This is a genomic window from Candidatus Pelagibacter sp., from assembly GCF_052049575.1.
Lineage (GTDB): Bacteria > Pseudomonadota > Alphaproteobacteria > Pelagibacterales > Pelagibacteraceae > Pelagibacter.
In genome coordinates, this window is sequence record NZ_JBNGZQ010000001.1 from 100,922 (window position 1) to 125,739 (window position 24,818).

Annotated in this window: 26 protein-coding genes; 11 read left to right on the forward strand and 15 right to left on the reverse strand. The window is 31.0% G+C overall.

The features are described from left to right. The first annotated feature begins 9 nt into the window (after nt 1-9). The 6 genes from ACTT9C_RS00570 to ACTT9C_RS00595 all read left to right on the forward strand — a co-directional run bounded on the left by ACTT9C_RS00570 (nt 10) and on the right by ACTT9C_RS00595 (nt 4,378). Complete coding sequence (locus tag ACTT9C_RS00570; RefSeq protein WP_440923112.1) at nt 10-783, forward strand: 5-oxoprolinase subunit PxpA; 774 nt, start codon at nt 10-12, stop codon at nt 781-783. Beyond that, the gene (locus ACTT9C_RS00575) at nt 780-1,268 is read left to right on the forward strand and encodes a tetratricopeptide repeat protein (RefSeq protein WP_440922566.1); all 489 of its coding nucleotides are present in this window, start codon (nt 780-782) and stop codon (nt 1,266-1,268) included. Before ACTT9C_RS00570 ends, ACTT9C_RS00575 begins: the two co-directional genes overlap by 4 nt. Before the next feature lie 62 nt (nt 1,269-1,330). After that, nucleotides 1,331-1,942 (forward strand): YjbE family putative metal transport protein, encoded by a 612-nt coding sequence (locus ACTT9C_RS00580; protein ID WP_440922567.1) that lies wholly within the window; start codon nt 1,331-1,333, stop codon nt 1,940-1,942. Between the two features lie 9 nt (nt 1,943-1,951). Further along, complete coding sequence (locus ACTT9C_RS00585; RefSeq protein ID WP_440922568.1) at nt 1,952-2,809, forward strand: DMT family transporter; 858 nt, start codon at nt 1,952-1,954, stop codon at nt 2,807-2,809. A gap of 75 nt (nt 2,810-2,884) precedes the next feature. Continuing rightward, a complete protein-coding gene (locus ACTT9C_RS00590) occupies nt 2,885-4,066 on the forward strand; it encodes an ABC transporter substrate-binding protein (protein ID WP_440922569.1) in 1,182 nt (393 codons plus the stop codon). A gap of 144 nt (nt 4,067-4,210) precedes the next feature. Next, the gene (locus ACTT9C_RS00595; protein ID WP_440922570.1) at nt 4,211-4,378 is read left to right on the forward strand and encodes a hypothetical protein; all 168 of its coding nucleotides are present in this window, start codon (nt 4,211-4,213) and stop codon (nt 4,376-4,378) included. A gap of 64 nt (nt 4,379-4,442) precedes the next feature. Here ACTT9C_RS00595 and ACTT9C_RS00600 read toward each other — a convergent pair whose 3' ends face one another. The 6 genes from ACTT9C_RS00600 to ACTT9C_RS00625 all read right to left on the reverse strand — a co-directional run bounded on the left by ACTT9C_RS00600 (nt 4,443) and on the right by ACTT9C_RS00625 (nt 9,846). Continuing rightward, nucleotides 4,443-5,774, reverse strand: a complete 1,332-nt coding sequence (locus ACTT9C_RS00600) for a branched-chain amino acid ABC transporter permease (RefSeq protein ID WP_440923113.1) — start codon at nt 5,772-5,774, stop codon at nt 4,443-4,445. A 35-nt stretch (nt 5,775-5,809) separates the two neighbouring features. Further along, the gene (locus ACTT9C_RS00605; RefSeq protein WP_440922571.1) at nt 5,810-6,820 is read right to left on the reverse strand and encodes a branched-chain amino acid ABC transporter permease; all 1,011 of its coding nucleotides are present in this window, start codon (nt 6,818-6,820) and stop codon (nt 5,810-5,812) included. Further along, nucleotides 6,821-7,528 (reverse strand): ABC transporter ATP-binding protein, encoded by a 708-nt coding sequence (locus ACTT9C_RS00610; RefSeq protein WP_440922572.1) that lies wholly within the window; start codon nt 7,526-7,528, stop codon nt 6,821-6,823. 2 nt (nt 7,529-7,530) lie between these two features. Further along, a complete protein-coding gene (locus tag ACTT9C_RS00615; protein ID WP_440922573.1) occupies nt 7,531-8,316 on the reverse strand; it encodes an ABC transporter ATP-binding protein in 786 nt (261 codons plus the stop codon). A 12-nt stretch (nt 8,317-8,328) separates the two neighbouring features. After that, on the reverse strand, nt 8,329-9,087 hold the full coding sequence (locus ACTT9C_RS00620) for a pyrroline-5-carboxylate reductase (protein WP_440922574.1): 759 nt from the start codon (nt 9,085-9,087) through the stop codon (nt 8,329-8,331). Between the two features lie 93 nt (nt 9,088-9,180). After that, nucleotides 9,181-9,846: an outer membrane protein gene (locus tag ACTT9C_RS00625; protein WP_440922575.1), complete on the reverse strand. Its 666-nt coding sequence runs from the start codon at nt 9,844-9,846 to the stop codon at nt 9,181-9,183. 608 nt (nt 9,847-10,454) lie between these two features. Here ACTT9C_RS00625 and ACTT9C_RS00630 point away from each other — a divergent pair. Both ACTT9C_RS00630 and grxC read left to right on the forward strand, forming a co-directional pair. Next, entirely contained in the window at nt 10,455-10,751 is a 297-nt protein-coding gene (locus tag ACTT9C_RS00630; protein ID WP_440922576.1) for a TIGR03643 family protein, read from the forward strand. Between the two features lie 3 nt (nt 10,752-10,754). Then, on the forward strand, nt 10,755-11,009 hold the full coding sequence (gene grxC, locus ACTT9C_RS00635; protein WP_440922577.1) for a glutaredoxin 3: 255 nt from the start codon (nt 10,755-10,757) through the stop codon (nt 11,007-11,009). Between the two features lie 37 nt (nt 11,010-11,046). On the opposite strand, the gene ACTT9C_RS00640 is transcribed toward grxC, so the two are convergent. The 6 genes from ACTT9C_RS00640 to ACTT9C_RS00665 all read right to left on the reverse strand — a co-directional run bounded on the left by ACTT9C_RS00640 (nt 11,047) and on the right by ACTT9C_RS00665 (nt 19,093). After that, nucleotides 11,047-13,446, reverse strand: coding sequence for an autotransporter domain-containing protein (locus tag ACTT9C_RS00640; RefSeq protein ID WP_440922578.1), 2,400 nt, complete (start codon nt 13,444-13,446; stop codon nt 11,047-11,049). A gap of 9 nt (nt 13,447-13,455) precedes the next feature. Then, nucleotides 13,456-15,510: a CHASE2 domain-containing protein gene (locus ACTT9C_RS00645; RefSeq protein ID WP_440922579.1), complete on the reverse strand. Its 2,055-nt coding sequence runs from the start codon at nt 15,508-15,510 to the stop codon at nt 13,456-13,458. Nucleotides 15,511-15,567: 57 nt separating this feature from the next. Next, entirely contained in the window at nt 15,568-16,722 is a 1,155-nt protein-coding gene (locus ACTT9C_RS00650) for a FecR family protein (protein ID WP_440922580.1), read from the reverse strand. A 115-nt stretch (nt 16,723-16,837) separates the two neighbouring features. Continuing rightward, entirely contained in the window at nt 16,838-18,184 is a 1,347-nt protein-coding gene (locus tag ACTT9C_RS00655; RefSeq protein ID WP_440922581.1) for a tetratricopeptide repeat protein, read from the reverse strand. Nucleotides 18,185-18,193: 9 nt separating this feature from the next. Further along, complete coding sequence (locus ACTT9C_RS00660) at nt 18,194-18,598, reverse strand: type IV pilin protein (protein ID WP_440922582.1); 405 nt, start codon at nt 18,596-18,598, stop codon at nt 18,194-18,196. A 15-nt stretch (nt 18,599-18,613) separates the two neighbouring features. Beyond that, nucleotides 18,614-19,093, reverse strand: coding sequence for a type IV pilin protein (locus ACTT9C_RS00665; RefSeq protein ID WP_440922583.1), 480 nt, complete (start codon nt 19,091-19,093; stop codon nt 18,614-18,616). 135 nt (nt 19,094-19,228) lie between these two features. On the opposite strand from ACTT9C_RS00665, the gene ACTT9C_RS00670 reads away from it, so the two are divergent. From ACTT9C_RS00670 to ACTT9C_RS00680, 3 genes are read left to right on the forward strand one after another with little or no spacing between them, the layout of a single operon-like run. Further along, nucleotides 19,229-19,513 carry an STAS domain-containing protein gene (locus ACTT9C_RS00670; RefSeq protein WP_440922584.1) on the forward strand — a complete coding sequence of 95 codons (285 nt, stop codon included), beginning with the start codon at nt 19,229-19,231 and terminating at the stop codon, nt 19,511-19,513. After that, the gene (locus tag ACTT9C_RS00675; RefSeq protein ID WP_440922585.1) at nt 19,510-19,809 is read left to right on the forward strand and encodes an STAS domain-containing protein; all 300 of its coding nucleotides are present in this window, start codon (nt 19,510-19,512) and stop codon (nt 19,807-19,809) included. Before ACTT9C_RS00670 ends, ACTT9C_RS00675 begins: the two co-directional genes overlap by 4 nt. Before the next feature lie 6 nt (nt 19,810-19,815). Further along, nucleotides 19,816-20,250 carry an ATP-binding protein gene (locus tag ACTT9C_RS00680; RefSeq protein ID WP_440922586.1) on the forward strand — a complete coding sequence of 145 codons (435 nt, stop codon included), beginning with the start codon at nt 19,816-19,818 and terminating at the stop codon, nt 20,248-20,250. On the opposite strand, the gene ACTT9C_RS00685 is transcribed toward ACTT9C_RS00680, so the two are convergent. Genes ACTT9C_RS00685 through ACTT9C_RS00695 form a run of 3 tightly spaced genes read right to left on the reverse strand, consistent with a single transcriptional unit; the run spans nt 20,247 to nt 24,817 of the window. Then, nucleotides 20,247-21,488 carry a type II secretion system F family protein gene (locus ACTT9C_RS00685; RefSeq protein WP_440922587.1) on the reverse strand — a complete coding sequence of 414 codons (1,242 nt, stop codon included), beginning with the start codon at nt 21,486-21,488 and terminating at the stop codon, nt 20,247-20,249. The two genes, ACTT9C_RS00680 and ACTT9C_RS00685, sit on opposite strands and share 4 nt — an antisense overlap. A gap of 13 nt (nt 21,489-21,501) precedes the next feature. After that, entirely contained in the window at nt 21,502-23,253 is a 1,752-nt protein-coding gene (locus ACTT9C_RS00690) for a GspE/PulE family protein (protein ID WP_440922588.1), read from the reverse strand. A 4-nt stretch (nt 23,254-23,257) separates the two neighbouring features. Beyond that, on the reverse strand, nt 23,258-24,817 hold the full coding sequence (locus tag ACTT9C_RS00695) for a secretin N-terminal domain-containing protein (RefSeq protein ID WP_440922589.1): 1,560 nt from the start codon (nt 24,815-24,817) through the stop codon (nt 23,258-23,260). Nucleotide 24,818: the final 1 nt, after the last annotated feature.

Below are 24,818 nucleotides of genomic sequence, written 5' to 3' on the forward strand. Positions count from 1 at the left end.
ATAATGAGTATTGAAATTAATATAAATTGTGATTTAGGCGAGAAATCTAAATATCATTCTAACAAGCATGATCCTGACTTACTTGAAATAGTTAATTCGGCAAATATAGCATGTGGTTATCATGCAGGTGATGAGGAAACTATGAATCAAGTTGTAGAAATATCAAAAAAAAATGGTGTCAGTATAGGAGCACATCCATCTTTTAATGATCCTGAAAATTTTGGTAGAGAACGAATGAATTTATCCTCTTCTGAATTAGAAAAATTAATAACTGATCAATATGAAATTCTTCAAACAATTTCGTCTAATCATGGTGAAAATGTAACTCATATAAAACCACACGGAGCTTTAAATAATATGGCATGTGAGGATATTGATTTAGCAACGACATTAGCAAAAGTAATTAAAAGAATAAATCCAGAGTTAATTTATTTAGTACCGACTGGATCTAAAATGGAACAAGCTGCTAAAAAATTAGATATGAAAATTGCTTGTGAAATATTTGCTGACAGAAATTATGAAGATGATGGAAATCTTGTATCAAGAAAAAAACCTCATGCTTTAATCACTGACCCAGAACAAGCAAAAAAACACGTATTAAAAATGGTACAAACTCAGTCACTTAATTGTCACAGTGGGAAACAAATACCTTGTGAAATCGATTCTATATGTATACATGGCGATAATATTAGTTCATTAGAAACAGCTAAATCTGTTAGAAAAAATTTACTGGATAATGGACTTAAATTAGAAACATTAAATAAAATGAAAAAATTTATATGATTAAAAATTTACTTATTTCACTATTTATTTCTACTTTAGTAGTCTCAAGCTCATATGCTGCAGGATCGAGCGATAGTGGTTCCTCTAAAACTAAAACAAAATATGATATGGCTGTTACACATATTAAAGCAGCAAAAAATTTCGAAAAAAAAAATAAGATAGATAAAGCAAAAAAAAGATACGAAAAAGCGAAAAAATTATTGGTTCAATCTAACAAAAATTTTCCAAATAAACCTGACACATTAAATTATCTTGGTTTTACAACTCGAAAACTTGGTGATTTTGAAAATGGGGAAAAATTTTATTTACAGGGATTAAAAATCGATCCAAAACATATAGGTATAAATGAATACCTTGGTGAACTATATGTGGCTACAAACAGACACAATCTTGCAGTTGAGAGACTTGAAGTTTTAAAAGATTGTAATTGTAAAGAATATGACCAGCTAAAAGCAGTTATAGCTGGTGAAAAATCAAAATATTAATTACTAGTAATAGACAATAGGAAACTAACAATTATAATTGTTTTTTTTAAAATGATATTACCTTGTTAGAAGAATCACTCATACTCTTACAGATCATATTTATTGATATTATCTTGGCTGCAGATAATGCAATCATAATTGGTTTAATCGCTGCAAATTTTGTACCTAAAAATAGAAAATTAATCATTTTTTGGGGTGTAGTCGGTGCACTTGTCTTTAAAGTTTTATTTGCTGTTTTTGCTACTTACCTTTTTCAATTTTATTGGGTTAAAATAATTGGTGGTCTTCTTTTAATCTGGATTGTTAATGATTTAAGAAAAGATTTATTTGAAATTAAAAAGATAAAATCACCTACTAAAAAATCAAAAGAGCCCTCTTTTATTAAAAGTATTTATAAAGTCCTTTTTGCAGACATAACTATTAGTTTTGATAACGTCATTGGGGTTGTGGGTGCTGCAAAAGGAAATTTTGGGTACATGATGTTTGGACTTATCTTGTCAGTTGTTTTGACTGGTGCATTAGCTACCTATCTAGCTAATTATATTCAAAGACATCTTTGGATTGCCTATATTGGTTTAGGTTTTATTTTGCTTGTTGCTTTACAGTTGATTATTGGTGGATTAAATGATTATGGTGTTTTATCAATTAATGAAACCTTTAAAAAATACTTCTAATCAAAAAAATTGCCACTTAAACACTTACTCGTTTTAATTTTTATAATGATAGCTCATGGAAGTGCGTTTCCTGTAGCTAAGTTAGCTCTTAATAATTCTGTTCCACCCATCTTAATGGCCTCATTAAGAATGGGATTGGTCTTTTTGTTACTAATACCTTTTTTGAAATTTAAACTCCCAAATAAAAAATTTTACAAACCATTGATTTTATTTTCAATATCTATGGGTGTTTTAGTTTATGTATTTATGAATCTATCATTATTTCATTCCTCAATAATTGCTCCTATAATTTTAGGATCTCAACTTGCAATACCGTTTGGAATACTTGCAAGTGCTTTTATCTTAAATGAAAATATAAGTAAAAATAAATGGATTTTGATTTTCACCTCCTTTATTGGAATAGTCATAATCTTTTTTGATCCTAAATTGACAGAAAACTATTTAGGTCTATTTTTTGCAAGTCTTATGGCTTTATTTTTTGGACTAGCACAAGTTTATTCTAGGCAGCTAAAAGAGTTGCCAATAAGTATGATAAATGCAAGCACTGGTATTTTTGGTTTTATAATACTCATAATTATTTCAGTTTTCATTGAGGGTAATGTTAAAGAAAATATTGAACAAATAAATTTTAAATCTTGGATACTTATATCTTACCAAGCAGTAATAGTATCTTTATGTGCCCACCTGCTGATGTTTTATCTCTATAAATTTTATACTGTTGGTAAGATTTTTCCTTTTTATTCCCTATTTCCAATATTTGGAATTATTCTCACTTATATAGTTTTCGGTGAAGTGCCGACTATTTTGTTCATATTGGGTGGGATAATAGTAATTACTTCAGTGTTTTTTCTACACAAAATTAAATAATTTGCTTATTGCAACTTTTTATAAATCAGTTTTAATTTAGTTTTTAAAAATTGTTAACAATAAAAGAGGATAATAATGAAAAAACTATTTGTGGCTGCATTTATATTTGTTTCTACTTTTACAACAAATGTTTTTGCAGAAGTAAAAATGGGAATTATATTAGGATTTACTGGTCCAATTGAATCCCTTACGCCAGCGATGGCAGCATCTGCTGAGCTTGCTTTTAAAGAAGCCTCAGACTCTGGATCATTACTTGGTGGTGAAAAAATTTCAGTTGTAAGAGCAGATTCAACTTGTGTTGATTCAGCTGCAGCAACAGCAGCAGCCGAAGGTGTAATTGCAAAAGGTGTTGCGGCAATTATGGGAGCTGACTGTTCAGGTGTAACGGGTGCTATTGCATCTAATGTTGCGGTGCCAAATGGTGTTGTAATGATTTCACCTTCAGCAACATCTCCAGGTTTAACAACTCTTGATGATAAAGGATATTTTTTTAGAACAGCTCCTTCAGATGCAAGAGGTGGCCAAATCTTGGCTGATGTTACTAAAGACAGAAAAATTAAAAGTGTAGCAATTACATACACTAATAACGACTATGGAAAAGGTTTAGCAGATGTTTATAAAGCAGCTGTTGAAGCTCATGGTATTAAAGTTACTACTGTAACAGCGCACGAGGATGGTAAAGCAGACTATTCATCTGAAGTAGCAACGCTTGCTTCAGCAGGTGGTGATGCAGTAGCAGTAATAGGTTACTTAGACCAAGGTGGTAAAGGTATTATTCAGGCATCTTTAGATTCAGGTGCATTTGATAGATTTATTTTATCAGATGGTATGATTGGTCAATCATTAGTTGATGCATTTGGAAAAGATTTAAATAAATCTTTTGGTTCATTACCTGGTTCAACTGGAAAAGGAGCTGGAGTATTTGCTAAAGTAGCAAGTGCTGCTGGTATAGATAGTTCTGGTCCATACACAGGAGAATCTTATGATGCTGCCGCTTTAATAGTTTTAGCTATGCAAGCAGGTAACTCAGCTGATAGAGCATCAATTGCAAAAAATGTAATGGATGTTGCTAATGGTCCTGGAACAAAGATTTATCCAGGTCAGCTTAAAAAAGGTTTGGATTTATTAGCTAAAGGTAAAAAAGTTGACTACGAAGGTGCAACTGGAGTTACTTTTACTAGTGTCGGAGAAGCTGAAGGTTCTTTCTTAGAACAAGAAGTTAAAGGTGGAAAATTCAAAACTAAAAAACAAAGATAATTTATCTTAAAATTTAAACCCCCAGCATTAATTTGTTGGGGGTTTTCTTTTACAACAAATAAATTTTATGGTATAAATTTATTGTCCCGATTTAGAAAATAACTCTACTTGCTGGGACTTTAAACATAACGCTAAAGGAGAAAAATGAAACTAAAAATACAATCAATTAAAAACTATTTTAAATCAAAAAAAGATAAAGGTTTAGAGCCTATATTCTTTGAAAAAATAGGTGATAAAAATACTTCAAGAGATGAAATGAAAGAAAATTTAATTAAAGCATTAAAAAAGAATGGCTGGACTTTAAAAAAATAAATATTTATCTGCCATATACAAAGCCCATGCTATTGCGGCACCTGTAATAATATATTTCATAATTTTATTTTATTTCTATTTTTTCAGGAAGTATACCCTTAGGTCTATACCTCATAATTAATAATAACCCTATGCCCATCATTAAAAATCTGAAATAAGGAACACTTTCAATTAAGTGAACTTTTAAAAAATGGGTATCTTCTAAACCTGCTGTTGTTAGATTGACCAAATACAATCCAATTGGTGCTGCTTCGATCCACAAGAACCAAACCACAAAACCTCCAAGAATTGCTCCAAAATTATTTCCACTTCCACCAACAATCACCATAACCCAAATCAAAAAAGTATATCTCAAAGGTCTATAACTCCCTGGTGTAAATAATCCATCTTGTGTCACAAGCATTGCTCCTGCAATACCAACAATAGCTGATCCTAAAACAAAAATTAGTAAATGTTGTTTGACCACATTTTTCCCCATAGCGTTGGCAGCCTCCTCATTATCTCTAATAGCTCTCATCATTCTTCCCCAAGGAGAGTAAAGAGCTTTTTGAGTTAAGATTAAAAGAATAATCACAACTACTAAAAATAAACCTGAATAGCAAAGTTTTACAAATACTGATGATCCTTCAATTACAAATTGATTAAGAGCTGCTTGTCTTTCTGTAATATCAGAAATTAGAGCTAATTTTCCTGAATTAAATTTTTCAACTAGATTTATAAACCATTCTGTTTCTTGTAAATTAACTTCATAAGGAGCAGGGCGTTTTAAACCAATAACATTTTTAACACCCCTAGTTAACCAATCTTCATGTTTAATAATTGCTATTACTATTTCTGATATTAGTAATGTAGCTATTGCCAAGTAATCAGCTCTTAAACCCAATGCCACTTTTCCAATTACAAAAGCTAATCCTCCTGCAAAGAAAGCACCCACAATCCAAGAGAAAATTATTGGAAGCCCTAGCCCGCCTAGAAATCCTGTTTTTGCTGGATTTACTTCCTCAATTGCCTCAATACCAGGTTCAGAAACAAATCTAACAATAATTATTCCTGAAATGATTATTGCACCGATAACGTAATTTCTAATTTTAGATTTTTCATATCTTTTGAGAACAAATCTAATAGCTAAAACGATTCCAATAATAAGAAATAGACTTAGTAGAATGTTGGTACCTCCTGCACGCCAGGCCTCTTGAACTGGATTTACAGAAATTAAAACTGCAGCTAGACCACCTAATGCGGTAAAACCCATTATTCCAAAGTTAATTAAACCAGCATAACCCCATTGAATATTAGCACCCATCGTCATGACAGCTGAGATCAAACAAAGATTAAAGATAGATAAAGCAATATTCCAAGATTGAAATATCCCAACAAGGATAATTAATCCCATCATAATACTGTAAGCTGCAATTACATTTAAATTTTTTCTCACAATATCTTTCCTTTAAATATTCCTGATGGACGATAAAGCAATACAATTACCAATATTGAAAAAGATACTGCAAATTTATAATCAGTTGAAAGCAACTGAATTAAACCATCAGGTTCCATGCTTTCTGGCAACACATACATGAAAAATTTCTTATATGCATAAGTCAACAGTATTTCTGAAAAAGCAATAACATAACCTCCTAAAAAAGCTCCAAAAGGATTGCCAATTCCACCAACTATAGCAGCAGCAAATATTGGGAGCATATTATTGAAATAAGTAAATGGTTTAAAACTTTTATCTAAACCATACAAAACTCCACCTATTGTAGCTAAAATTGCAGCAATCGTCCAAGTTATCATAACAATCTTTTTTGGATCTATTCCAGAAAGTAATGCTAAATCTTCATTGTCAGAATAAGCTCTCATACTTTTTCCAGTTTTAGTTTTGTTTAAAAACCAGAATAAAGTTGAAACTAGAATTATTGTAACAACAATTGTAATTACTTGAGTTGACTTGATAGCAAGGCCCTCGTTTAAGCCTGTCATTTCCTTAAACTCATTAGCTCTGATCAAAAATTTCTCACCATCAAAAAATCTTCTATCCGATGGACCAATAATAATTCTTACCACTGCTTGAGTAACAAACATTACTCCTATGCTTACCATTGCTAATTGAACTGGAGGACTTTTATTTAACCTGTAATATTTAAATACAAACTTATCAATAATTAGCATGTATAAACCCATAAAGAGAATTGCAAAAGGTATTGCTATAAGTGCTGTTGGTAAAAAACTGAGTGTTAAGCCGATCGACTGAAAGTACCATGTAAAAAGTATGGCGATCATTGTACCAAACGACATCATGTCTCCTGTTGCAAAATTTGCAAAGCGCAGTATTCCATAAATTAAAGTTACAAATATAGCGCCAATAGCTAATTGAGATCCGTATGCAAGAGCAGGAACAAAAATATAATTTAATAAAAGAATTAACGCGTTTAGAAAATCCATTTAACCACCTAAAAAAGAGCTTCTTACTCTTGGATCGTTTAATAATTCTTTACCCGTCCCAGAATATCGATTTTCACCAGTGACTAATACATATCCTCTATCAGAAATATTAAGAGCTTGTTTAGCATTCTGCTCAACCATCAAGATTGCGACATTTGTTTTTTTTACTTTAATAATATGATCAAAAAGTTCATCCATCACTATTGGAGAAACTCCAGCAGTTGGTTCATCTAACATAAGTACAGACGGCTTAATCATAAGAGCCCTTCCTAACGCAACTTGTTGTCTTTGACCTCCTGACAATTCTCCAACAAATTGTTTTCTTTTTTCAGTCAAAATCGGAAAAAGATTGTAAATTTCATCAATTACATTTTTGTAATCTTCATTAATTAAGAAAGCTCCCATCTCTAGATTTTCCTCAACTGTCATTCCTGCAAATACATTTTTTGTTTGAGGTACAAATGAAATTCCCTCTTTCACTCTATCTTGAGGAGTAAGTTTTGAGATGTCCTTACCATCAATAATTACAGAGCCTGATTTTAAATTTAATAAACCTAACATTGCTTTCATCACAGTAGATTTTCCGGCACCATTAGGTCCAAGAATTGAAACTATTTCCCCTCTTTCAACATTAACGCTACATGAATTAATTATATCTGGACCCTTGCCATATCCACCTGTCATGTTGTTTCCCTCAAAAAATGCCATACTTAATTATCTTTTAGTTTTGAACCTCTACCTAAATAGCTTTCAATTACTCTTTCATCTTTTTTTGCATCTTCCACTGAACCCTCAAATAAAACAGATCCTTCTGCCATGACAATTACTGGATCACATAATCTTCCTATAAAATCCATATCATGCTCAATCATACAAAAAGTATACCCTTTTTCTTTGTTTAACTTCTCAATAGCAGTGCCTAAATCTTTCAATAAAGTTCTATTAACGCCTGCACCAACCTCGTCTAGTAAGACTAATTTTGCATCTACCATCATCGTTCGTCCCAATTCTAGAAGTTTTTTTTGTCCTCCAGATAGGTTTCCAGCTAATTCATTCTTTAAATGACTTAAATTAAGAAAATCAACTACTTCCATTGCTTTTTCTTTTATTTGATTCTCCTCTTTTGCAACTAATCCTGGCTTTAGAAAAGCATTCATTAACTTTTCTCCAGATTGATTGCCTGGTACCATCATCAAGTTTTCTAATACTGATAAATTTGTGAATTCATGTGCTATTTGAAAAGTTCTTAACAATCCTTTTGAAAATAATTCATAAGATGGAACATCAGTAATGTTTTCATTATTAAATAAAACACTTCCAGCAGACGATTTTAAATTTCCAGCAATAAGATTGAATAAGGTTGTTTTCCCTGAACCATTAGGTCCTATTATACCTGTTATAGTTCCTTGTTTTACTTTTATAGAACAATTGGAAACAGCAGCTAGTCCACCAAAATATTTTGATAGGTTTTTTATTTCTAAAATATTGTCTTGCATCCCTAAATAAGATTACAATCTCTTATAAATCTTCCTAAGTGATTTTTCTAGTAATCTATAATAGCCTGACTTTCTTAATTCATTAACAACTTGCCAATTTAGTCCACCTGGTGTCTGTTCATTAACTAAATTTTTAAGAGGTTTAGATGAATTTGCTAGTGCCAACTCAGCCAAAGCTGAATATAACAAAGTTACATATTTTTGTGCATCTAATCTATTTGTTTTTTTTCTGGTCAACCAATTTGATAAAGCATTCAATAATTCATAAAATGAGGCCATTGTTCCTGAAATAGCCCAAAAATTTTTTGATAATTTTTCATTTTTGATTTCAATGGTTTGTCCTATTTTGTCAAAAAAACTTTTTACTTTTCTATTGGGTGGAAATATTGCAACTGGGCCTTTGCCTAATCTTATTGGTGGCATTGGAATAGCTCTAATAATAATCAATTTTTTTTTGATCATTTTTTTCAATTTTGAATAGTTTGTTGTTGACATAAAACTAACAACAATTTGGTTTTTTTTGAAATTCAATTTTGGTAGTATATTTTCCCCAACTTGTGGTAATACACCTATAAAGACCCAGTTGGACATATCTATAACTGCTTGATTATCTTTGGCTATGATTATTTTATTGAATTTTTTCTTTAAATATTGAGCTTTTTTTTTGTTCCTAGGAGAAATAATAATTTTTTTGTAATAAATTTTTGACTTACTTATTCCAGTAATAACATCTGAAACTATATTGCCTGTTCCTATAAATCCTAAATTCATAGTTTAAAGTACATTATAGAAAGGTTTATTTGAACAAAAAAAAAGGCTGGGTAAAAACCCAGCCTTTAAATTTTTAAATTAAAATGTAATTAATTAAAATGATTTAACTAATGACACTCTTGCAGTTCCACCTTGCATATTTGAAACTGTAATTTCGTTTTTATCAGTTTGACCGTTTTGTGCTCTAACATCATCAAACTCATGATATGCTAATTCAGCTCTAACAGCTACACCTTCACCAGCCCCATACTCGTAACCTAAACCGATCATGAAACCATCAGTATTACCCGGGTCAGGGTAAGTACCAGCGTTTTCGGAAGTCACATCAATATTCATAGTCGAAATACCAAATTTTCCATAAACACCCATATCTGATTTAGCTAAAACATATAGAGTAGTTAATTCTTCAAATTCAGCCTTAACTTTAATATCAGTCGTATCGTCAGTACCTTCACCACTGTTTACGTTTTGTGGTGTCTCAATTGCATCTGGTACATAATCTAAACCGATTGATACTTGGTCATTGACTGCAACTTCAACAAATAAAGAAGCATAGCCTTCGCTAAATGCTGCACCATGTTTTTCACTTGTCGTTTCTAGTGTTCCTGTGTGCGTGTAGTTTTCTTCTTTACCATCGGCAACGAAAACACCAAAGTTTCCTGATACACCAACAGATAATTGAGAGACATCCACTGCTAGAGTGGGTGTAGAAAAAACTAGAGCTACAGAAGTAAATAGAGCTGCTATAATCTTTTTCATTATTTTCCCTTTGTTTAATATTAAACTTATATATATAAGATGATTTATTAGCATAATTACTAATAATTAGACAAATAATTTTGTTGAATTATAATGTTTTTCGTTATTGTTGCAAAATTATCACTCAAAAAACATTGTAAATTGTGGTTTTTTTTTGCTTAATAAATCTTATACTTCGAGTTGTAATTCGATAAATTTATAAAAAAAAAGGTCATACTTAATAATTTTATCGATTCCCGTCTATTTTTATAGAAAATCTCACTACATCTTAAGATCTATTTTTTGGATATTGATTTAATTATTTATTTAAACTTTATAATTTTAAAAGTTATATCTCCATTATCAAAATTTAAGATGAATAATAGTCAGACTAAATTAGAACATTCCAAATTTACTCAATTAAAACGTAAAAAATAGAAATATAGAAAATTTTTGGAATTACTTGATTTGATTGAAAACCTGGATCTTATTGAAACAATATACTTAAATGAGAAAAAGATAGTCCTAAAAAACCGGGAGCTAAAGATGGCTAAGTAGGACTATCAGAGTTCAATATATCAGATTTCAAATAAAATGCATTATCATTTTTTTTAAATTATAAAGGATTTATGAAAAAAAAAGGTCACAGGCCTATAACTAGGGTCAAAAATCCTGAGCCTAATATCGAGGATCCAGATTGGGTCATTTGGGCTGCCTGGGCAGATCGTATCACTTTTGAGGAAATTGAAAAAAAAACTGGGTATAAGGAATCTGATGTTATTAAAATAATGAGAAGGTCAATTAAGCCTTCTTCATTTAGACTATGGAGAAAAAGGGTAAATCAGAAAAGTATCAAACATAGAAAAAAATTTGAATATTCCAGAAAACTAATTACTAGTAAATTGAAAAAAGGTGACTATCTCTAAAGTATGAAAAATATTGTAATTTATACAGGTCCATTTTGTAATTATTGTGAAGCTGCAAAAAGATTGCTTACTCGAAATAATGCTCCCTTTAAAGAAATTAATATTGCAACAGTTGATGGTGCAAAAGAAGAAATGATAAAAAAAGCTAATGGTAAAAGAACTATCCCACAAATATTTTTCGATGACCAACACATTGGTGGTTATGATGAAGTTAGAGCTCTAGAAAAAGAAAATAAACTTCAAGAACTTTTAAAATAATTTTTCATAAACACTTTATGAAAAAAATTTATAAATACTAAAATTTGCCAGAAATCTCTAAATTTACACCATAGTCTGAAATTTTGGATAACAAATTCATATTAGAATTCAATTTGTAATTAAAGTTACCGATATCTTTTGAATAACTTAAGTTAGCAAGATTGTTTGATAGTGGATCAAAATCAAAAGCAAACTGAGAATTTTCTTCTTTTGATTTACTAAATTTAATAATAAAAGTTTCATCATTGGAGCTATGAGATATTCCTAAAAGAGCACATCTTGCACAATTATCTAAGCTCCTTATCTTTTGATAATCGAAAAGTATAGTGTAGCCGTTTTCACGTATATGCTCTAAACTGATATGGGTTTTTAATTTTTTATTCGAATAGCTATTAATCTTGCTTTTATTTACTACAGTTGAACCAACGTTTGAATATTTATACGTATTATCATCTGCTAGATCATAAATAATTTCAATTCCTCCCATTGGTTGGAAGGTATGCCCTTCTCTCTCAATTTTTTCCATTTCAAATAAAAGACCACCAGCAAATTCTCCACTTTCAAATGTATCTTTATGAAAACGAATATCTGTAGCTGGTCTGTTACTAGCTTTACTTATAAAATCTGTAAATTCAGTTAATTCTGTCACTCCGTAAGTAAGTTTTCCTGTAGGAGTAATATTAAGCTTGCCTTTTGTATTTTTAGTTCTGTAATTAATTGATGCAAATGCTTGTCTTCCATTTCGTTCACCTGATATATTTCCTAAATACTTATTAGCGTATCTTAAGGCACTTAGACCTAAAATTGCATTAATGTACTGATTGTTATTTGTTGGAGCAATTCCATAAATATTTAATGTCAAAGACTCGAGATCAACTTTTTGAACAGTACGTCCAATATTTGATGAGCCATTCCCATACCTTAAGGCTAAACCAAAAAACTTATCATCTTCAATTTTCCTATCTGAACCTATTGTTATACCTTTCGTTTTAATGTTCTTTGCTCTATCTAAATCCATTTCTTTATAATCTCCTATTGACAAATCCACTAAACTCCATGATGACCATTTAGATTTATTCTTTTCCTCTTTTTTCTGATTATTGCTTACAAGTGAAGCTAAATTATTCTTGAGCGAGGGTTCAAACTTGCTTACTAGAGATTTTAGTAAAGGATTGGGGTAGTTTATATTTATATTATGACTAGTTAAATCTTCATTATCTCTATTTCTTTTGATCCACTCAAATCTTTTAAAAATAGTCGTAACATTTAAACTTATATTTTGCTTAGCTAATTCAACTTGTGAGTCGACAGATGCACGTGGCTCAGATGAACATTTTACTAATCCATAAGGACAGTCTAATTTAAATTGGTTTATCTGGTGGACGCCAGTACCTGCTACGTTATCTAATAAATACAAATTCATTCCATCTCTAGAAAAACCAAATCCACTAGGTTCTCCGAATCGATCATCGGCATCTCTGTTCATAAAAATTGCACCAACATGAAACCTTCCAGCTTTAACTGCGGTTGAAACGTCATAGTTTTTTGCTAAATCAAAATGATAAATGTATTCTTGTTCTTTATCTGTATTACCAACTAAAACAAACAAAACACTACCATCAGAGTTAAATTCTAAATCCATGCCTTCTTCATCTTCACCATCAACATCCTCAATATCGAGATCATATAAGTCGACTTTATGGATTTCTGTTTTTGAGGAAATATCATAAGCTCCTGGTAATTGATATGTTGCAATAGTTGGAGAATTATCAGCTTCATCTAAAGCAAAAATTTTTGTTCCATCTCTATTAAACTCAATACTATTTTCTTCACCGTTTAAAGTTAAATGTGTTTCAAATGTTAAAGTATTAAGATCGTAAGGTTTGCTTGCGGTAAACTTTCCAAGTCTTTGACTATCATCTAAAAAGAAAAATAATCTTCCTTGTTGATGAATTTCTATATCCTGTGATTTTTGACCTAATATATTTCCAGATTGAAATTTTGGGTCTGTCCCTTTCAGGTGATCACAATTAAAAGTTCCTGCCCTAATAGCGTCAGATAAAATTTGATAATTTTCAAGAAGCTTATTTTGACTTATTGAATTAGCTGCCATTCCAGACATATTCTTATTAGATGTAAAAACAAAACTTCCATTCTCATCAAATTCAATGTCAGTTGGCGCAGTTGTTCTGTCATTGGCAAGAAGACTATTTCCTGAGTTATTTCCTCTACACTGTTGTTGCGGTACATTACCCAAAGGCGTATTGTTATTACCACCAGGAATTAAAGCGCCAACAAATTCAACAGATAAAGTCGCTGCAATAGCTAAAGTTGAAAAATACATTCCAAATAAAATTAAAAATATATTTTTCTTAAAAGTTCCTTTTCTTAAGATTTTAAATATCTTTTTTAGCTTAAATTCCTCTAAAATTTTCATGATTGAGTTCTATTTCTTTTTTTTTATTAGTTCAGTGTTGCTAATATTTATAGCCATACAAGTAATATCATCTCTTAACTTTTCAGCACCCCAATTCAATTCTTTTTCTATAGACTCAACAATGTTTTTTGGTGTCACTTCCGACATGCCATCTACAATTTTTTGAACTCCTTCAGCCCCTAATTCCTCACCATTTTTTAAATAACCCTCGGTTACACCATCGGTATAAACCACAAATGTTTTATCTTTAAGGTTCATAGTATTTGATTTAACCATCGACTCTGTAAAGTATTTAACAATTCCAATGGGTGGCATTTCTGATTTTATATATTCATAATTTTTATTTTGATCAAAAGTTAAAATACTTTCATGTCCTGCGTTGATAAAAACAAGTTCTCCAGTTTTAATGTTTAATTTTCCAAAAACTGCAGTAACAAACATTCCTTTAAACTTTGCCTCAACGAGTTCATTATTCACTCCAAAAACTACTTTTTCTAATGGGAACTTTAAATTTGTTAAGGTTCTAAAAATAGAGGATGCTTTTGCCATATACATACCAGCTTTTACCCCTTTTCCTGAAACATCGGCTAAAGTAAAAAAGTATTCCTCTGGTGTTGCTCTTACCACATCAAAATAATCTCCAGATACATCTCGAGCTGGTACGTTTTTGGCAAAGATAAAGTTTTCAAATTTTGATATATCTGGAAACAAGCTTTTTTGAACTCCAGCTGCAAGCTCACGCTCTTTTAAAAGTTTAGCTTCTTTTTGTAAATTATCTAAAGCTATTTTGTTTTCCTCAATAAATCTAAAATATAAACCGGTTAAAAAAGTAACTGTTACAATAAAAATTGGGTAGCTCATGTCTACCAATTCTGATCTAAATTTATAAATATAAAAACCAATAACTATTATCGCTAAAATATTTCCAAAAAAGATGGATAAACTTAATTTTGGTTTTACTCTTTGAGACAATATAAATGTAATGAGAGCAACGATAATAGAAAATAACAGCTCAAATATATACGTATTAGGATTTCTTATTAAATAAGATTGATCTAAAATATTCTCAATTACATTGGCATGAACTTCTACACCTGGAATAGTTATCCCAAGAGGAGTTTTAACTAAATCAAAAAGACCTTGCGCAGAGGCACCAATTAAAACGTATTTATCTGTAAAAAAATCTGTTTGAAATTTTCCATCATAGACATCACCTGCAGATATGTACTGATTTTTATCTGACTTTTTGTACTTAATCCAAATTATACCATTGGGGTCTGAATTAATTTTATAGGGTCGGGCACTAATTCTTTGAATTCCAACTTCATTTAATTCAACATAAATATTTTTCTGTTTTGAACCCACTCGAACCATTTCTAATCCCATGGTTGGGTATATCTTCTTATCAAACTGTACCACGAGTGGTAATGATCGGATAATACCATCTAATTGATCTAAGAAAGAAATTGAACCTAAACCTTTCACATCTTTTTCTAATACTTCAAGTGAACCAATTGAATACGGATATGAATAAGTAAATTTCTTTGGATCACCACCTTTAGATAAAAATCTCGCCTTAGCTTTTCGATCATAATTGGAATGTGAGGGAACATTGCTCCCTAAAACTGCAATTATTGATTTAGATTGCTTAAGTTTATCAGAAAAAATTTCATCCGGACTTTGTAAATTCTGAAGCTCTGCTATATCAGATGGAACTAAACCATATGATTTTATAATTTCATCGGGAGACTGTTTATCTTTTTCAGTAAAAAAAATATCGAAACCTATCGCTTTTGGATTTGACTCATTTATTTTATCTAGAATATCTGCAAAAACTTTTCTATTCCATGGAAACTGACCAAACTTTCCCAAACTATTTTCATCAATGTCTATTATGACAACATCTGAGTCTTTTTTTTCAGCAAATACTTTTTGATATAAATCAAAACTTAAGTATGAAATTGATTTAACAAATGCAGGATTAATAATCTTTATTAATATAAGGAAAACTAATAAGATTAAAAAGGTAAAATAATTAGTGTATTTTTGAAAAAAAGCTTTCACAGAAAGAATTTAACTCTAATTATAGTAATGTAAATGGTATTGAGTAATTACTGAAGATTACTTCTTTTTCTTTCTTTTCTTTTTCTTAGCTTTTTTCTTAGCTGTTCTTTTTTTCTTTTGAATTTTTTTCTTTTTCTTAGGTTTTTTCTTAACTACTTTTTTCTTTTTCTTAACAACTTTTTTCTTCTTAACAACTTTTTTCTTTTTAACGACTTTTTTCTTCTTAGTAGCTTTTTTCTTCACAGCTTTTTTCTTTTTAGAGGCTTTTTTCTTCACAGCCTTTTTCTTTTTAGAACCTTTTTTCTTAACTGCTTTTTTCTTTTTGCCCTTTTTCTTTTCTGCTTTAGCTTTTTTCTTTTTCTTAGCTTTTTTCTTTTTTTCTGCTCTCTCAGTTTTGATAGCTACTTTTTTCTTTTTATCTTTCTTAATATTTTGTTTTATGATTGATTTAATTTCTTCTTTTTCAAACCCTAGAGCTTTTAATTCTTTTTTAAGTTCTTTTTTAATCGCTTTTCTTTCAGCTTTTGTTGAGTCTGGGCTTAATTTTGCGACCCTTAATGACTTCATTTTTTTGTTGAATTTCTTTAACTGATTTTTAGTAATCTTTCTTGCCTGGCCAGGAGCTTTACCTTTTGACATTGATGTAATGCTATAAGGATTATCTAATAAAGTAGATCCAAAATTGTTTCCAACAAGAACTGCTCCAGGTCTCATACCTAAAGTATTATTTTTTCCTGGACCAATTAATAAAGTGTCAGTCCTTCCTTTTGAAACGATTGTTTGGAACTCAGTTCCTCTTGAACCTAGTGTACCCTCAGGAACTTCAACGGTTAAGCTATCAGGATTTTTTTTACTAATTAGTCCTGATATTACTTTTAAACTTCCTTGTTTTACGCTCGCAACTATTTTTCCATCATTGGTAGCTGGATCAAAAATAAATGTATCCATTACAACCTCTGAGTCTTCGCCAATTGTAAATGTTGATTGGTCTAGTAATAAAATTTGAGTACCAGAGCCTGCACCAGCAACAATTGTTTCATTTAAATAAATTTTGTCGCCAGTTTTTAATTCTCTAGTTTCAGTTTTAACTGTGCCTGAAATTGCTCCAACAATTCCAACTAACTGTTTCTCTATGGTCAGCTTTTCGTTTGCTTTAACGCTTAAGCTTCCAAAAAACAATAAAGCTAAAATTATTGTTAAAATTTTCTTCATACGGTTGAAAAATAACAGACTAATTAGAAAAATAAAATATTTTATATTCAAAATGGGTCTTTTAAAATGGCTTAAAATAACAACTTTTAATAATTTTATAAGAAAATAACAAAGTTTACTTCATTATACTTAGAGATTTAGTAAAACTAAAAGCAAAAGAATCTGCTATATAATCGTAGTTTAATATATTCCCTTCAGATATTAATTTTTCATAAGATAAGTTCATAAATAAAGTTCTATTTGGATCTAATGCTGGGAAAAAATCTCCTAATGCTTTTGTAATCATTATATCAGAAGTCATAGAATGATCTGATCTAATTCTGTTTGAATTCACGGTGGTATCCTCTTTTTTATAATCATTAAAACTATGAGAATTACCAACAGATATAAATGCCCATGGAAATGCAAAATTTAATACCAGGCCGACATCATAAGTTTCAGCATCATTTCCCGCATCAACAACAGAATCATTATCAGTATAACCTAAACTTAAAGAAGAGGATATTATCTGGGTAATTATTAAATCGTAACCTAAAGTATAATTATGTGATATTGAATTAGTTTCTTGTGCAGTCAAGTCTGATGAATTATGATTTGCTTTAGAATCTGAGTATGAATATCCATAACTAAAAGAATTTCTTTCCCCAACCGAAAAAAATCCTCCAATACCGTACATAAAAGAAAAGCTATCAGCATCATGTTGAGCATCAGATTTATTTGCTATTAAATAAGGACTTAAGCTTTGATTTCCTAAGGTAGTATCAAAACCAATAGTAAATCCGTAACTCTGGAAATCATCATCAGCTTCTTTATATTGATTAGATGTTGTGTGAGCAAAATTTAATAATAAAGATGACTCTTCACCAATAGGTCTGGTTGCAGTTATTCCTAAAGATCCACTTTCTGTTCTATCAAATAATGCTGAATTAAATTCTGCTATTGCATCAGAATCCATTTTGGTTCTAGTTTTTGAAACACTATTTACGTTATCAGTAAAGTTTAAACCAAAACCAATATCTGCTGCTATATTCCATAAGCTAGGTTCTCTATCTAAAATTTCTTCTTCAATTTCTTTTAAACTCTCTAAATCTTCTGGACTAAGATCTGTTCTTAGTTTCATCTCCTCAATAATTGTGGTGGCCTTCTCCGGTGAGTCTACTTGGACTAAAACAGATAATAAATATAACTTGATCTCAATATTTTCTGGATAAATCATAGTTAATCTCTCAAGAGTTGAGATCGTTTGTTTGTAGTTTCCCATTTTACCTTGTTGCTGTGCATACTTTAAATTCAAATCTAGATCATTTGGTTTTTGTAAAATTTGCATATAAGTAATATTTTTTTCTGAAGAAAAAGAAGGTGAGATTGAAAAAAATATAAAAAATAATCCTAAGAATAAAAGATATCTTACTTTGATATCAAAAATTTTTCGCAAAGAAACATTGTCAGTGTATAATTTCATAAATTTTAATTAACAAGAAGATCTATCGATAGAGCTATTTCTTCGTAAAGTTAACACACATCCATCTCCATTATCAGCCTTTACAGTAAAATCTATAGTTGAGCCATATACACAAAAATTAAAATCAGCCTCACTATCAATTACTTCAGAACCATCAAACAAATTTGTCTCGACAGCAGTAGAGCTAGCACTGTCAGCTGAGCAAGTATCACCGCTAACATAATATTCGCCTGTCATAGAATAATATTCTGTCTCTGCTAAAGCTATTTGTTGTAACATACTTTCAGCTGATTTTTTTTGAGCACCACCAACATAACCATTGTAAGCTACAGTGCCAACTGCTGATAAAATTCCAATAATCGCAACAACAACTAGAAGCTCGATTAATGTAAAACCCGAGCTTCTAGCTGTCATAAATTATTTAAATTATTATTCTACTGTAACTACTGCTTCTAAAACAGCCTCACCATCAGCAGGTAACATTTTAATTTGTATGTCATTACCGGTTACAAAAAGTTCCAACTGTCCCTCAGTTGTTGGTGTAGCAGCAGCATCAAGTTGTACTGCAGCATCGTCTGAACTTGAATGTGGATTTTTATCCTCAGAATTTGCGACAAAGAATTTAGCGTAATTAGCAGCCGTTGGACCAGCAGTTCCGTCACCATCGTCAGTCTTATCACCATCACAATCTATGCTTCCACCTAATGCTTTTTGACTATCGTCTAAAACACATTTTTGAATCTCAGCAGTTAAATATTTTACAGATTGAGAATGTAATGTTTTTGATGCATTTTTTTGCGCTGAAGCTGTGTAACCTGTATAAGCAACGGTTCCAACAGCAGCTAGAATTCCTATGATTGCAACAACAACAAGCAATTCAATAAGAGTAAAACCTTTATTATTTTTCATTTATCCCTCTTTAAATTAATTAATATGTTCGCATAATGATAAATTTTTTTGCATATGTAAATACTTTTAACACTGCAAATAGTGGCGTTTTTTTTATGGAACTTTAAGATTTTCTGCCCATAATGGACAAATATAATGTCATATAAAATTGAAACTAAAGATAATACCAAAATAGTGCATCTTGATGGAGAAATTGATATGGAAGTAGCTGATAAAGCAAGACAAACAATTTTGCCTTTAATCGAAGCTGGTCATGATGTAGATTTAAACTTGAGTAATGTAACTTACATGGACTCTTCAGGAATTTCAGTTTTAATTGAGAGTAAAAAACTTTCAGAAGAGAAAAAAACAAATTTTGAGTTAAAAAATGTAAGTGAACCCGTTGAAAAAGTTTTAGCAATGGCAAGAAAGTTTTTATGAGTTACAAGATTTCAGAGGAAGGTAATATAACAACTGTTCACCTTGATGGAGAAATTGATATGGATGTAGTCGAAAAGGCTAAAGAGGTAATTTTTCCACATATAGACTCTGGTAAAGAAGTTCACTTAAATTTAAGTCAAGTTCAATACATGGACTCTTCTGGAATTTCAGTTTTGATTGAAAGCCATCAAAAAGCATTAGAAAAAAATACTAAAGTAATAATCAAAGATGTCAGCAAATCTGTTCTAAAAGTAATCATGATGGCTAAATTGGAGCAAATATTAAACTTAGAATAATCTCAAATGAGTAGTGCTACTCTTGAAAACCACAGTGAAAAAAAAGCTTTTCTAGTAAAATCATCCAGTTTGAAAGAAGTTCGGACTTTTTGTCGTGATGTATTTGAAAAATTAAAAATAGAACAAAGTCTAAAAGATGAATTAGTTTTAGCTATCGCTGAAGCTGCACAAAATATCGTAAAACATGCATATAAAGATAATCAAGATTCAAACGATATTATGGTTGTAAAAATAAGTTGTGAGGATAACAAATTACAAATTGCTTTTTATGATATGGGGACTCCAGTTGATCCTAAGAAAGTTAAACATAGAGAAATTGATAATATTAAACCAGGTGGCCTTGGTACTTTTTTTATTCAAGAAATAATGGACGCCGTTGAGTTTAAAGATGGAAAAAGAAAACCTTGGATTAATCATTTAGTGCTGACTAAACAACTTTAACCAATTAATGCACCCACGTTGAAAATCGGGGAGTACATAGCGATCATTAACCCTCCTATCATAACACCCATAAAAACAATCATTATAGGTTCAATTAAACTTGATAAGTTTTCAACAACAGTATCAAATTCAGACTCATAATATTTAGCAACTGAACCAAACATTTCATCTAGTTGTCCTGTTTGTTCACCAACAGAAATTAATTGAGAAAATGTCGGTGGAAATAAGGGGTCTTTGAGAAACAATTTTGTTAAAGTGTCACCAGAAAAAACACCCTTTTTAACATTCTCTAAAGACTCTAAAACAACAACATTGTTACTTACAGATTTAGCGATCTCTAAACTTTCTAATAAATTAACACCTGCTGCACTCAAATTTCCCATGATCAATGATATTCTAGCTAACATTGATTTTAAAATCATTTCACCAAAAATTGGTAATTTTAAAACTCGTTTATGCCATGCGTATCTAATTTTTTCATTCTTCGCAGTTAAATATTTAAAAGTTATAAAAAAAGTTATAAGTGATAACAAAAGAATAAGACCACCAGTACCTCTTAAAAAATCACTCATAGCCATAATGGTAGCTGTCGCGGCTGGGAGTTCTATGCCCATACCATCATACATTTTAGCAAAAACAGGAACTACTTTAATTAACATAAATGCACTAACTGTAATTGCTACAGTAAACATTATACTTGGATACATTAAAGCTGATTTAATTTTCTTTTTAATATTCTCTTTTTTCTCTAAAGCTTCTACTATTTTAAGTAGAAATACATCTAATTTACCACTAGCCTCTCCAGCTTTGATTAAATTTATGTAAACGTTGTCAAAAAGGTCTGGGTATTTTTCGAAACATTTTGAAAGTGTAACACCTCCTTCTAAACTTTTACGAATATCTTCTACAACATCTTTCATTGCTGGACTTTCCAATTGATCTCTCAACATGGCTAAAACTTGAAGAATTGGTAATCCAGCCTTAACCATAGTTGCAAACTGCTTAGAAAATATAAGCACATCTTGCACTGTAGCCTTTTTTTTACCAAATAATGAAAAGCCAGATCCTTTTTTCTTATCTTTTGTGTCTTTTTTTGTTTTTTTTGAGGATCTTATTAAATTCGTAATTATTATTTTTTGCTCTTTTAACTTGTGAGAAGCTTCATCAACATTAAGAGCCTCAATATCACCCTCAACATATTTTCCATCTGAAATTCCTTTATAACTGAATGCTTCCATAAAACTTTAAATTTTATTCAGAAGATAAAACTCTTTCGTATTCTCTAAAATTAAGATCGCCTGATGCTATCATTCTTTTTCCCATATCTTGCATGGTTTGGAAACCTTCCTTAACTGCAATTTCTCTTAATTCCGGTGTTGTCGCTTGTCTTAAAATAGCTTCCTTAATTGGTTTTGATACAACCAATATTTCATAAATTCCTTGTCTTCCTTTATACCCAGTGTCATTACACTTAGCACAACCTTTACCCCTAAAAGCTTTAACTCTCGATGCCTGTTCAGCACTAAAGCCTAGGTCTTGTAAAACTTTTGGATTAACATCATCATCAGGGATTTTACAGTCTTTACAATTTCTTCTCGCAAGTCTTTGAGCGACAACCAATTGACAAGCCGCACTTATTAAGTAATCAGGTGTTCCCATGTTTTGTAATCTAGTAATTGTGCTTGGTGCATCGTTGGTGTGAAGTGTACTAAATACTAAGTGTCCAGTTAATGCAGCTTTTAATCCAATATCAACTGTCTCTTTATCTCTCATCTCTCCAACTAATATTATTTCAGGGTCTTGTCTTAAAAAGGATCTTAAGGCAGTAGCAAAACTAAATCCAATGTCATCTTTGATTTGAACTTGACCCACTCCATCTAATTCATATTCAACTGGATCTTCTGCAGTTAAAATATTTAAATGAGGTTTGCTCACTTCTTTTAAAATACTATACAATGTTGTAGACTTACCAGAACCAGTAGGCCCAGTAACAAGTATTAAGCCTTGAGTTGAATGAATTGCTTTTCTCAAACTGTTTAAGTCCTGCTCTTCAAAATTTAATTGTTCTAAAGTAATGTCTCCTGCATCTTTATTTAAAACCCGCATTACTATTCTCTCATTATTAGCTGTTGGCAAAATTGATAAACGTAAATCTACTACCTTACCTTCAATTTTAAAATTGATCGCACCATCTTGTGGTAGTCTTCTTTCTGCAATATCAAGTTTTCCCATAATTTTAAATCGAGTAACGACAGCACCATAATTATCATGCAAGAATTGTTTATACTGTTCTTGCTCTTGAAGCATTCCGTCTTGTCTATATCTTACTCTTGATGAAAATCTATATGGCTCTATGTGAATATCACTTACACCTCTTTTAATTGCTTCTGCAACTACTGCAGTACTAAATTTTATTACCTCAGACTCATTTTCAATTGCTTCAATGTCTTCCTCTGGGGCATTTTCAAGAACTTCACCAGCTTCACCAAGATCAGAGTCAAAAGTTTTTTGTTTTTCTTTATTTTCTTTTCGAATTGTATCTGTAGTTACCTCACCACTTTCACTTGATAGTCGCTCAATAAACTCAGAAATTTGTGTCAAAGGTGCAGCGTGTAACTCAATATTTTTTTTTGTGATTGCTTTAAGATTTCTCATTAAAGTTAATTTAGAACTATCAGGAATTGCAATGTGTAAGGTTTTTCCGTCGATTTTAAATGGCGCAACAAAGTTGACTTTGATATAATTAGAAGGAAGAACAGTTTTTATATCTTCCGTAATTTCAATTTTTTTTAAATCTACAATTTCTAAATTTTGCTCTTTAACTAAAATTTCAAGAATCTTTTTTTCATCAGTTAATTTTAAGTCAAATACCGCCTCTATTTGTGATGAGTTTGCTTCGCTGCTCTTCTTTTTAATGCTAATTAAATCTTTTCCAGATATAACGTCATTATCAATTAAAACGTTAATTAAATTAATTTCGCTTTCTCTACTTATCTTCAACATAATATTACAGTATTCTTGGTGCTATAAACACCAACAATTCATTTAAAGTATCAGCTTTTTGTGTTCCTTGAAACATTTTTCCAAGTATGGGTACCTTGCTGACACCAGGTACAGTGGATTTATTTGAAGATATATTGTTCTTTTTAATTCCACCAATTACAACAATATCCCCATCAGCAACCAATAACTTCGTTTTTATTTCCATCGTATTGATTCCAACTGATCCTGGGTTTGTTCTGTCAGGCGTATCATTGTTTACTTTTACATCTAATAGAACATTTCCATCTCCAATTATACTTGGAGTAACGGTTAAGACTAAAGCGGCGTCTTTAAATGTATCTTGGCCATCTCCTCCAGAAACAGGTATTTGTACACCTTGTTTAATTTGGGCAGTTTGATTATCTAAAGAAAATAACTTTGGATTTGAAATTGTTTTACTTAAGCCCTCTTTCTCTAAAGCTTCAAGCTGAAGTTTAAGTACAGCAGATCCTGTTTTTCTTAAAACTCCGATACCACTAGTAGCACCAACAACATTAAAATTGTAAATTCCATCAGCTCCAGAAGCACCAGCATCTGCAATCTGAGCAGTACCATCACTTAACGCTGCACCAGTACCACTTGCTGCACCAACAGTACTACCACCTGATGTACCACCAACTCTTACACCTTTCCTAGTATATGCGGCACCAAGTTTGTTACCTAAAGATCTTTCAAAAGCAGAATTTGCTTCAACAATAAATGCTTCCATTAACACTTGTTTAGTTCTTACATCTATTTCTCTAACAACTTTATCAACTACATCTAAATCTTTTTCTTTACCTCTAACAATAATTGATCTGGTAGTTTTTTCCTCTGTTACCTGTATTGGAACAAATGAAGATCCACCTGCACTAGACGTAAACAACTCTGTAAGTGTTGCTTTAGCTTCGGCAGGAGATATATAGTACAATCTAAATATTTCAGAAATAATTGGCTCTACCGAGTCTTCTAATTCTACTTTCTTTTTAACCGCTTGTGCTCTTGCAGATTTATAACCTTCCTGTGAAGTTAAAGTTGCTGGTGTAGCTACCCTAATAATATTACTGCCAACATCTATGTCTGCTGCATAATTTTTCATATCTAATAAAGCATTGAATGCTTTGTCCCAAGGAACATCGATTAATTCTGCAGAAATCGCACCCGCCACATCTTCACCAACAAGAATGTTAATGCCTCCGACTTTAGCCATTAACGTCATTGCCTCTCTATAATCCATGTTCTGAAATCTAAAAGTTACTTTTTGTTTTAATTTTCTAAATTCATCAGGAATTAAAAGATAATTTTTTTGTTTTACCGAGGATATTTTTTTTCTTTTTTTAAGTTTTACTACATCTGCCTCAATTGGAACTGGGCCCATTTCAGCACTTTTTTCTAATTCCTTTTTTCCAAGTTCTTTGACGTCTGTTTTTATTAATGGGGTATCGTGTTTAAAAACTTTTGTCTTTTTTCCTTGCATTGTACAGCCCGTCATCAGAAGGGTAAGACCGATTAATATGGGAAGAGCTTTTAAAAAATTACTTTTCATA

Bases quoted from the DNA above. Each gene is read 5' to 3' on its own strand.
- ACTT9C_RS00680 (WP_440922586.1), top strand. From the start codon at position 19,816: ATGAGTAGTGCTACTCTTGAAAACCACAGTGAAAAAAAAGCTTTTCTA.
- ACTT9C_RS00600 (WP_440923113.1), bottom strand. From the start codon at position 5,774: ATGATGGGATTAATTATCCTTGTTGGGATATTTCAATCTTGGAATATT.
- ACTT9C_RS00675 (WP_440922585.1), top strand. From the start codon at position 19,510: ATGAGTTACAAGATTTCAGAGGAAGGTAATATAACAACTGTTCACCTT.
- ACTT9C_RS00690 (WP_440922588.1), bottom strand. From the start codon at position 23,253: ATGTTGAAGATAAGTAGAGAAAGCGAAATTAATTTAATTAACGTTTTA.
- ACTT9C_RS00640 (WP_440922578.1), bottom strand. From the start codon at position 13,446: ATGAAAATTTTAGAGGAATTTAAGCTAAAAAAGATATTTAAAATCTTA.
- ACTT9C_RS00595 (WP_440922570.1), top strand. From the start codon at position 4,211: ATGAAACTAAAAATACAATCAATTAAAAACTATTTTAAATCAAAAAAA.
- ACTT9C_RS00665 (WP_440922583.1), bottom strand. From the start codon at position 19,093: ATGAAAAATAATAAAGGTTTTACTCTTATTGAATTGCTTGTTGTTGTT.
- ACTT9C_RS00670 (WP_440922584.1), top strand. From the start codon at position 19,229: ATGTCATATAAAATTGAAACTAAAGATAATACCAAAATAGTGCATCTT.
- ACTT9C_RS00695 (WP_440922589.1), bottom strand. From the start codon at position 24,817: ATGAAAAGTAATTTTTTAAAAGCTCTTCCCATATTAATCGGTCTTACC.
- ACTT9C_RS00575 (WP_440922566.1), top strand. From the start codon at position 780: ATGATTAAAAATTTACTTATTTCACTATTTATTTCTACTTTAGTAGTC.
- ACTT9C_RS00655 (WP_440922581.1), bottom strand. From the start codon at position 18,184: ATGAAATTATACACTGACAATGTTTCTTTGCGAAAAATTTTTGATATC.
- ACTT9C_RS00610 (WP_440922572.1), bottom strand. From the start codon at position 7,528: ATGGCATTTTTTGAGGGAAACAACATGACAGGTGGATATGGCAAGGGT.
- ACTT9C_RS00615 (WP_440922573.1), bottom strand. From the start codon at position 8,316: ATGCAAGACAATATTTTAGAAATAAAAAACCTATCAAAATATTTTGGT.
- ACTT9C_RS00620 (WP_440922574.1), bottom strand. From the start codon at position 9,087: ATGAATTTAGGATTTATAGGAACAGGCAATATAGTTTCAGATGTTATT.
- ACTT9C_RS00625 (WP_440922575.1), bottom strand. From the start codon at position 9,846: ATGAAAAAGATTATAGCAGCTCTATTTACTTCTGTAGCTCTAGTTTTT.
- ACTT9C_RS00605 (WP_440922571.1), bottom strand. From the start codon at position 6,820: ATGGATTTTCTAAACGCGTTAATTCTTTTATTAAATTATATTTTTGTT.
- ACTT9C_RS00650 (WP_440922580.1), bottom strand. From the start codon at position 16,722: ATGAAGAAAATTTTAACAATAATTTTAGCTTTATTGTTTTTTGGAAGC.
- ACTT9C_RS00590 (WP_440922569.1), top strand. From the start codon at position 2,885: ATGAAAAAACTATTTGTGGCTGCATTTATATTTGTTTCTACTTTTACA.
- ACTT9C_RS00685 (WP_440922587.1), bottom strand. From the start codon at position 21,488: ATGGAAGCATTCAGTTATAAAGGAATTTCAGATGGAAAATATGTTGAG.
- grxC (WP_440922577.1), top strand. From the start codon at position 10,755: ATGAAAAATATTGTAATTTATACAGGTCCATTTTGTAATTATTGTGAA.
- ACTT9C_RS00630 (WP_440922576.1), top strand. From the start codon at position 10,455: ATGAAAAAAAAAGGTCACAGGCCTATAACTAGGGTCAAAAATCCTGAG.
- ACTT9C_RS00660 (WP_440922582.1), bottom strand. From the start codon at position 18,598: ATGACAGCTAGAAGCTCGGGTTTTACATTAATCGAGCTTCTAGTTGTT.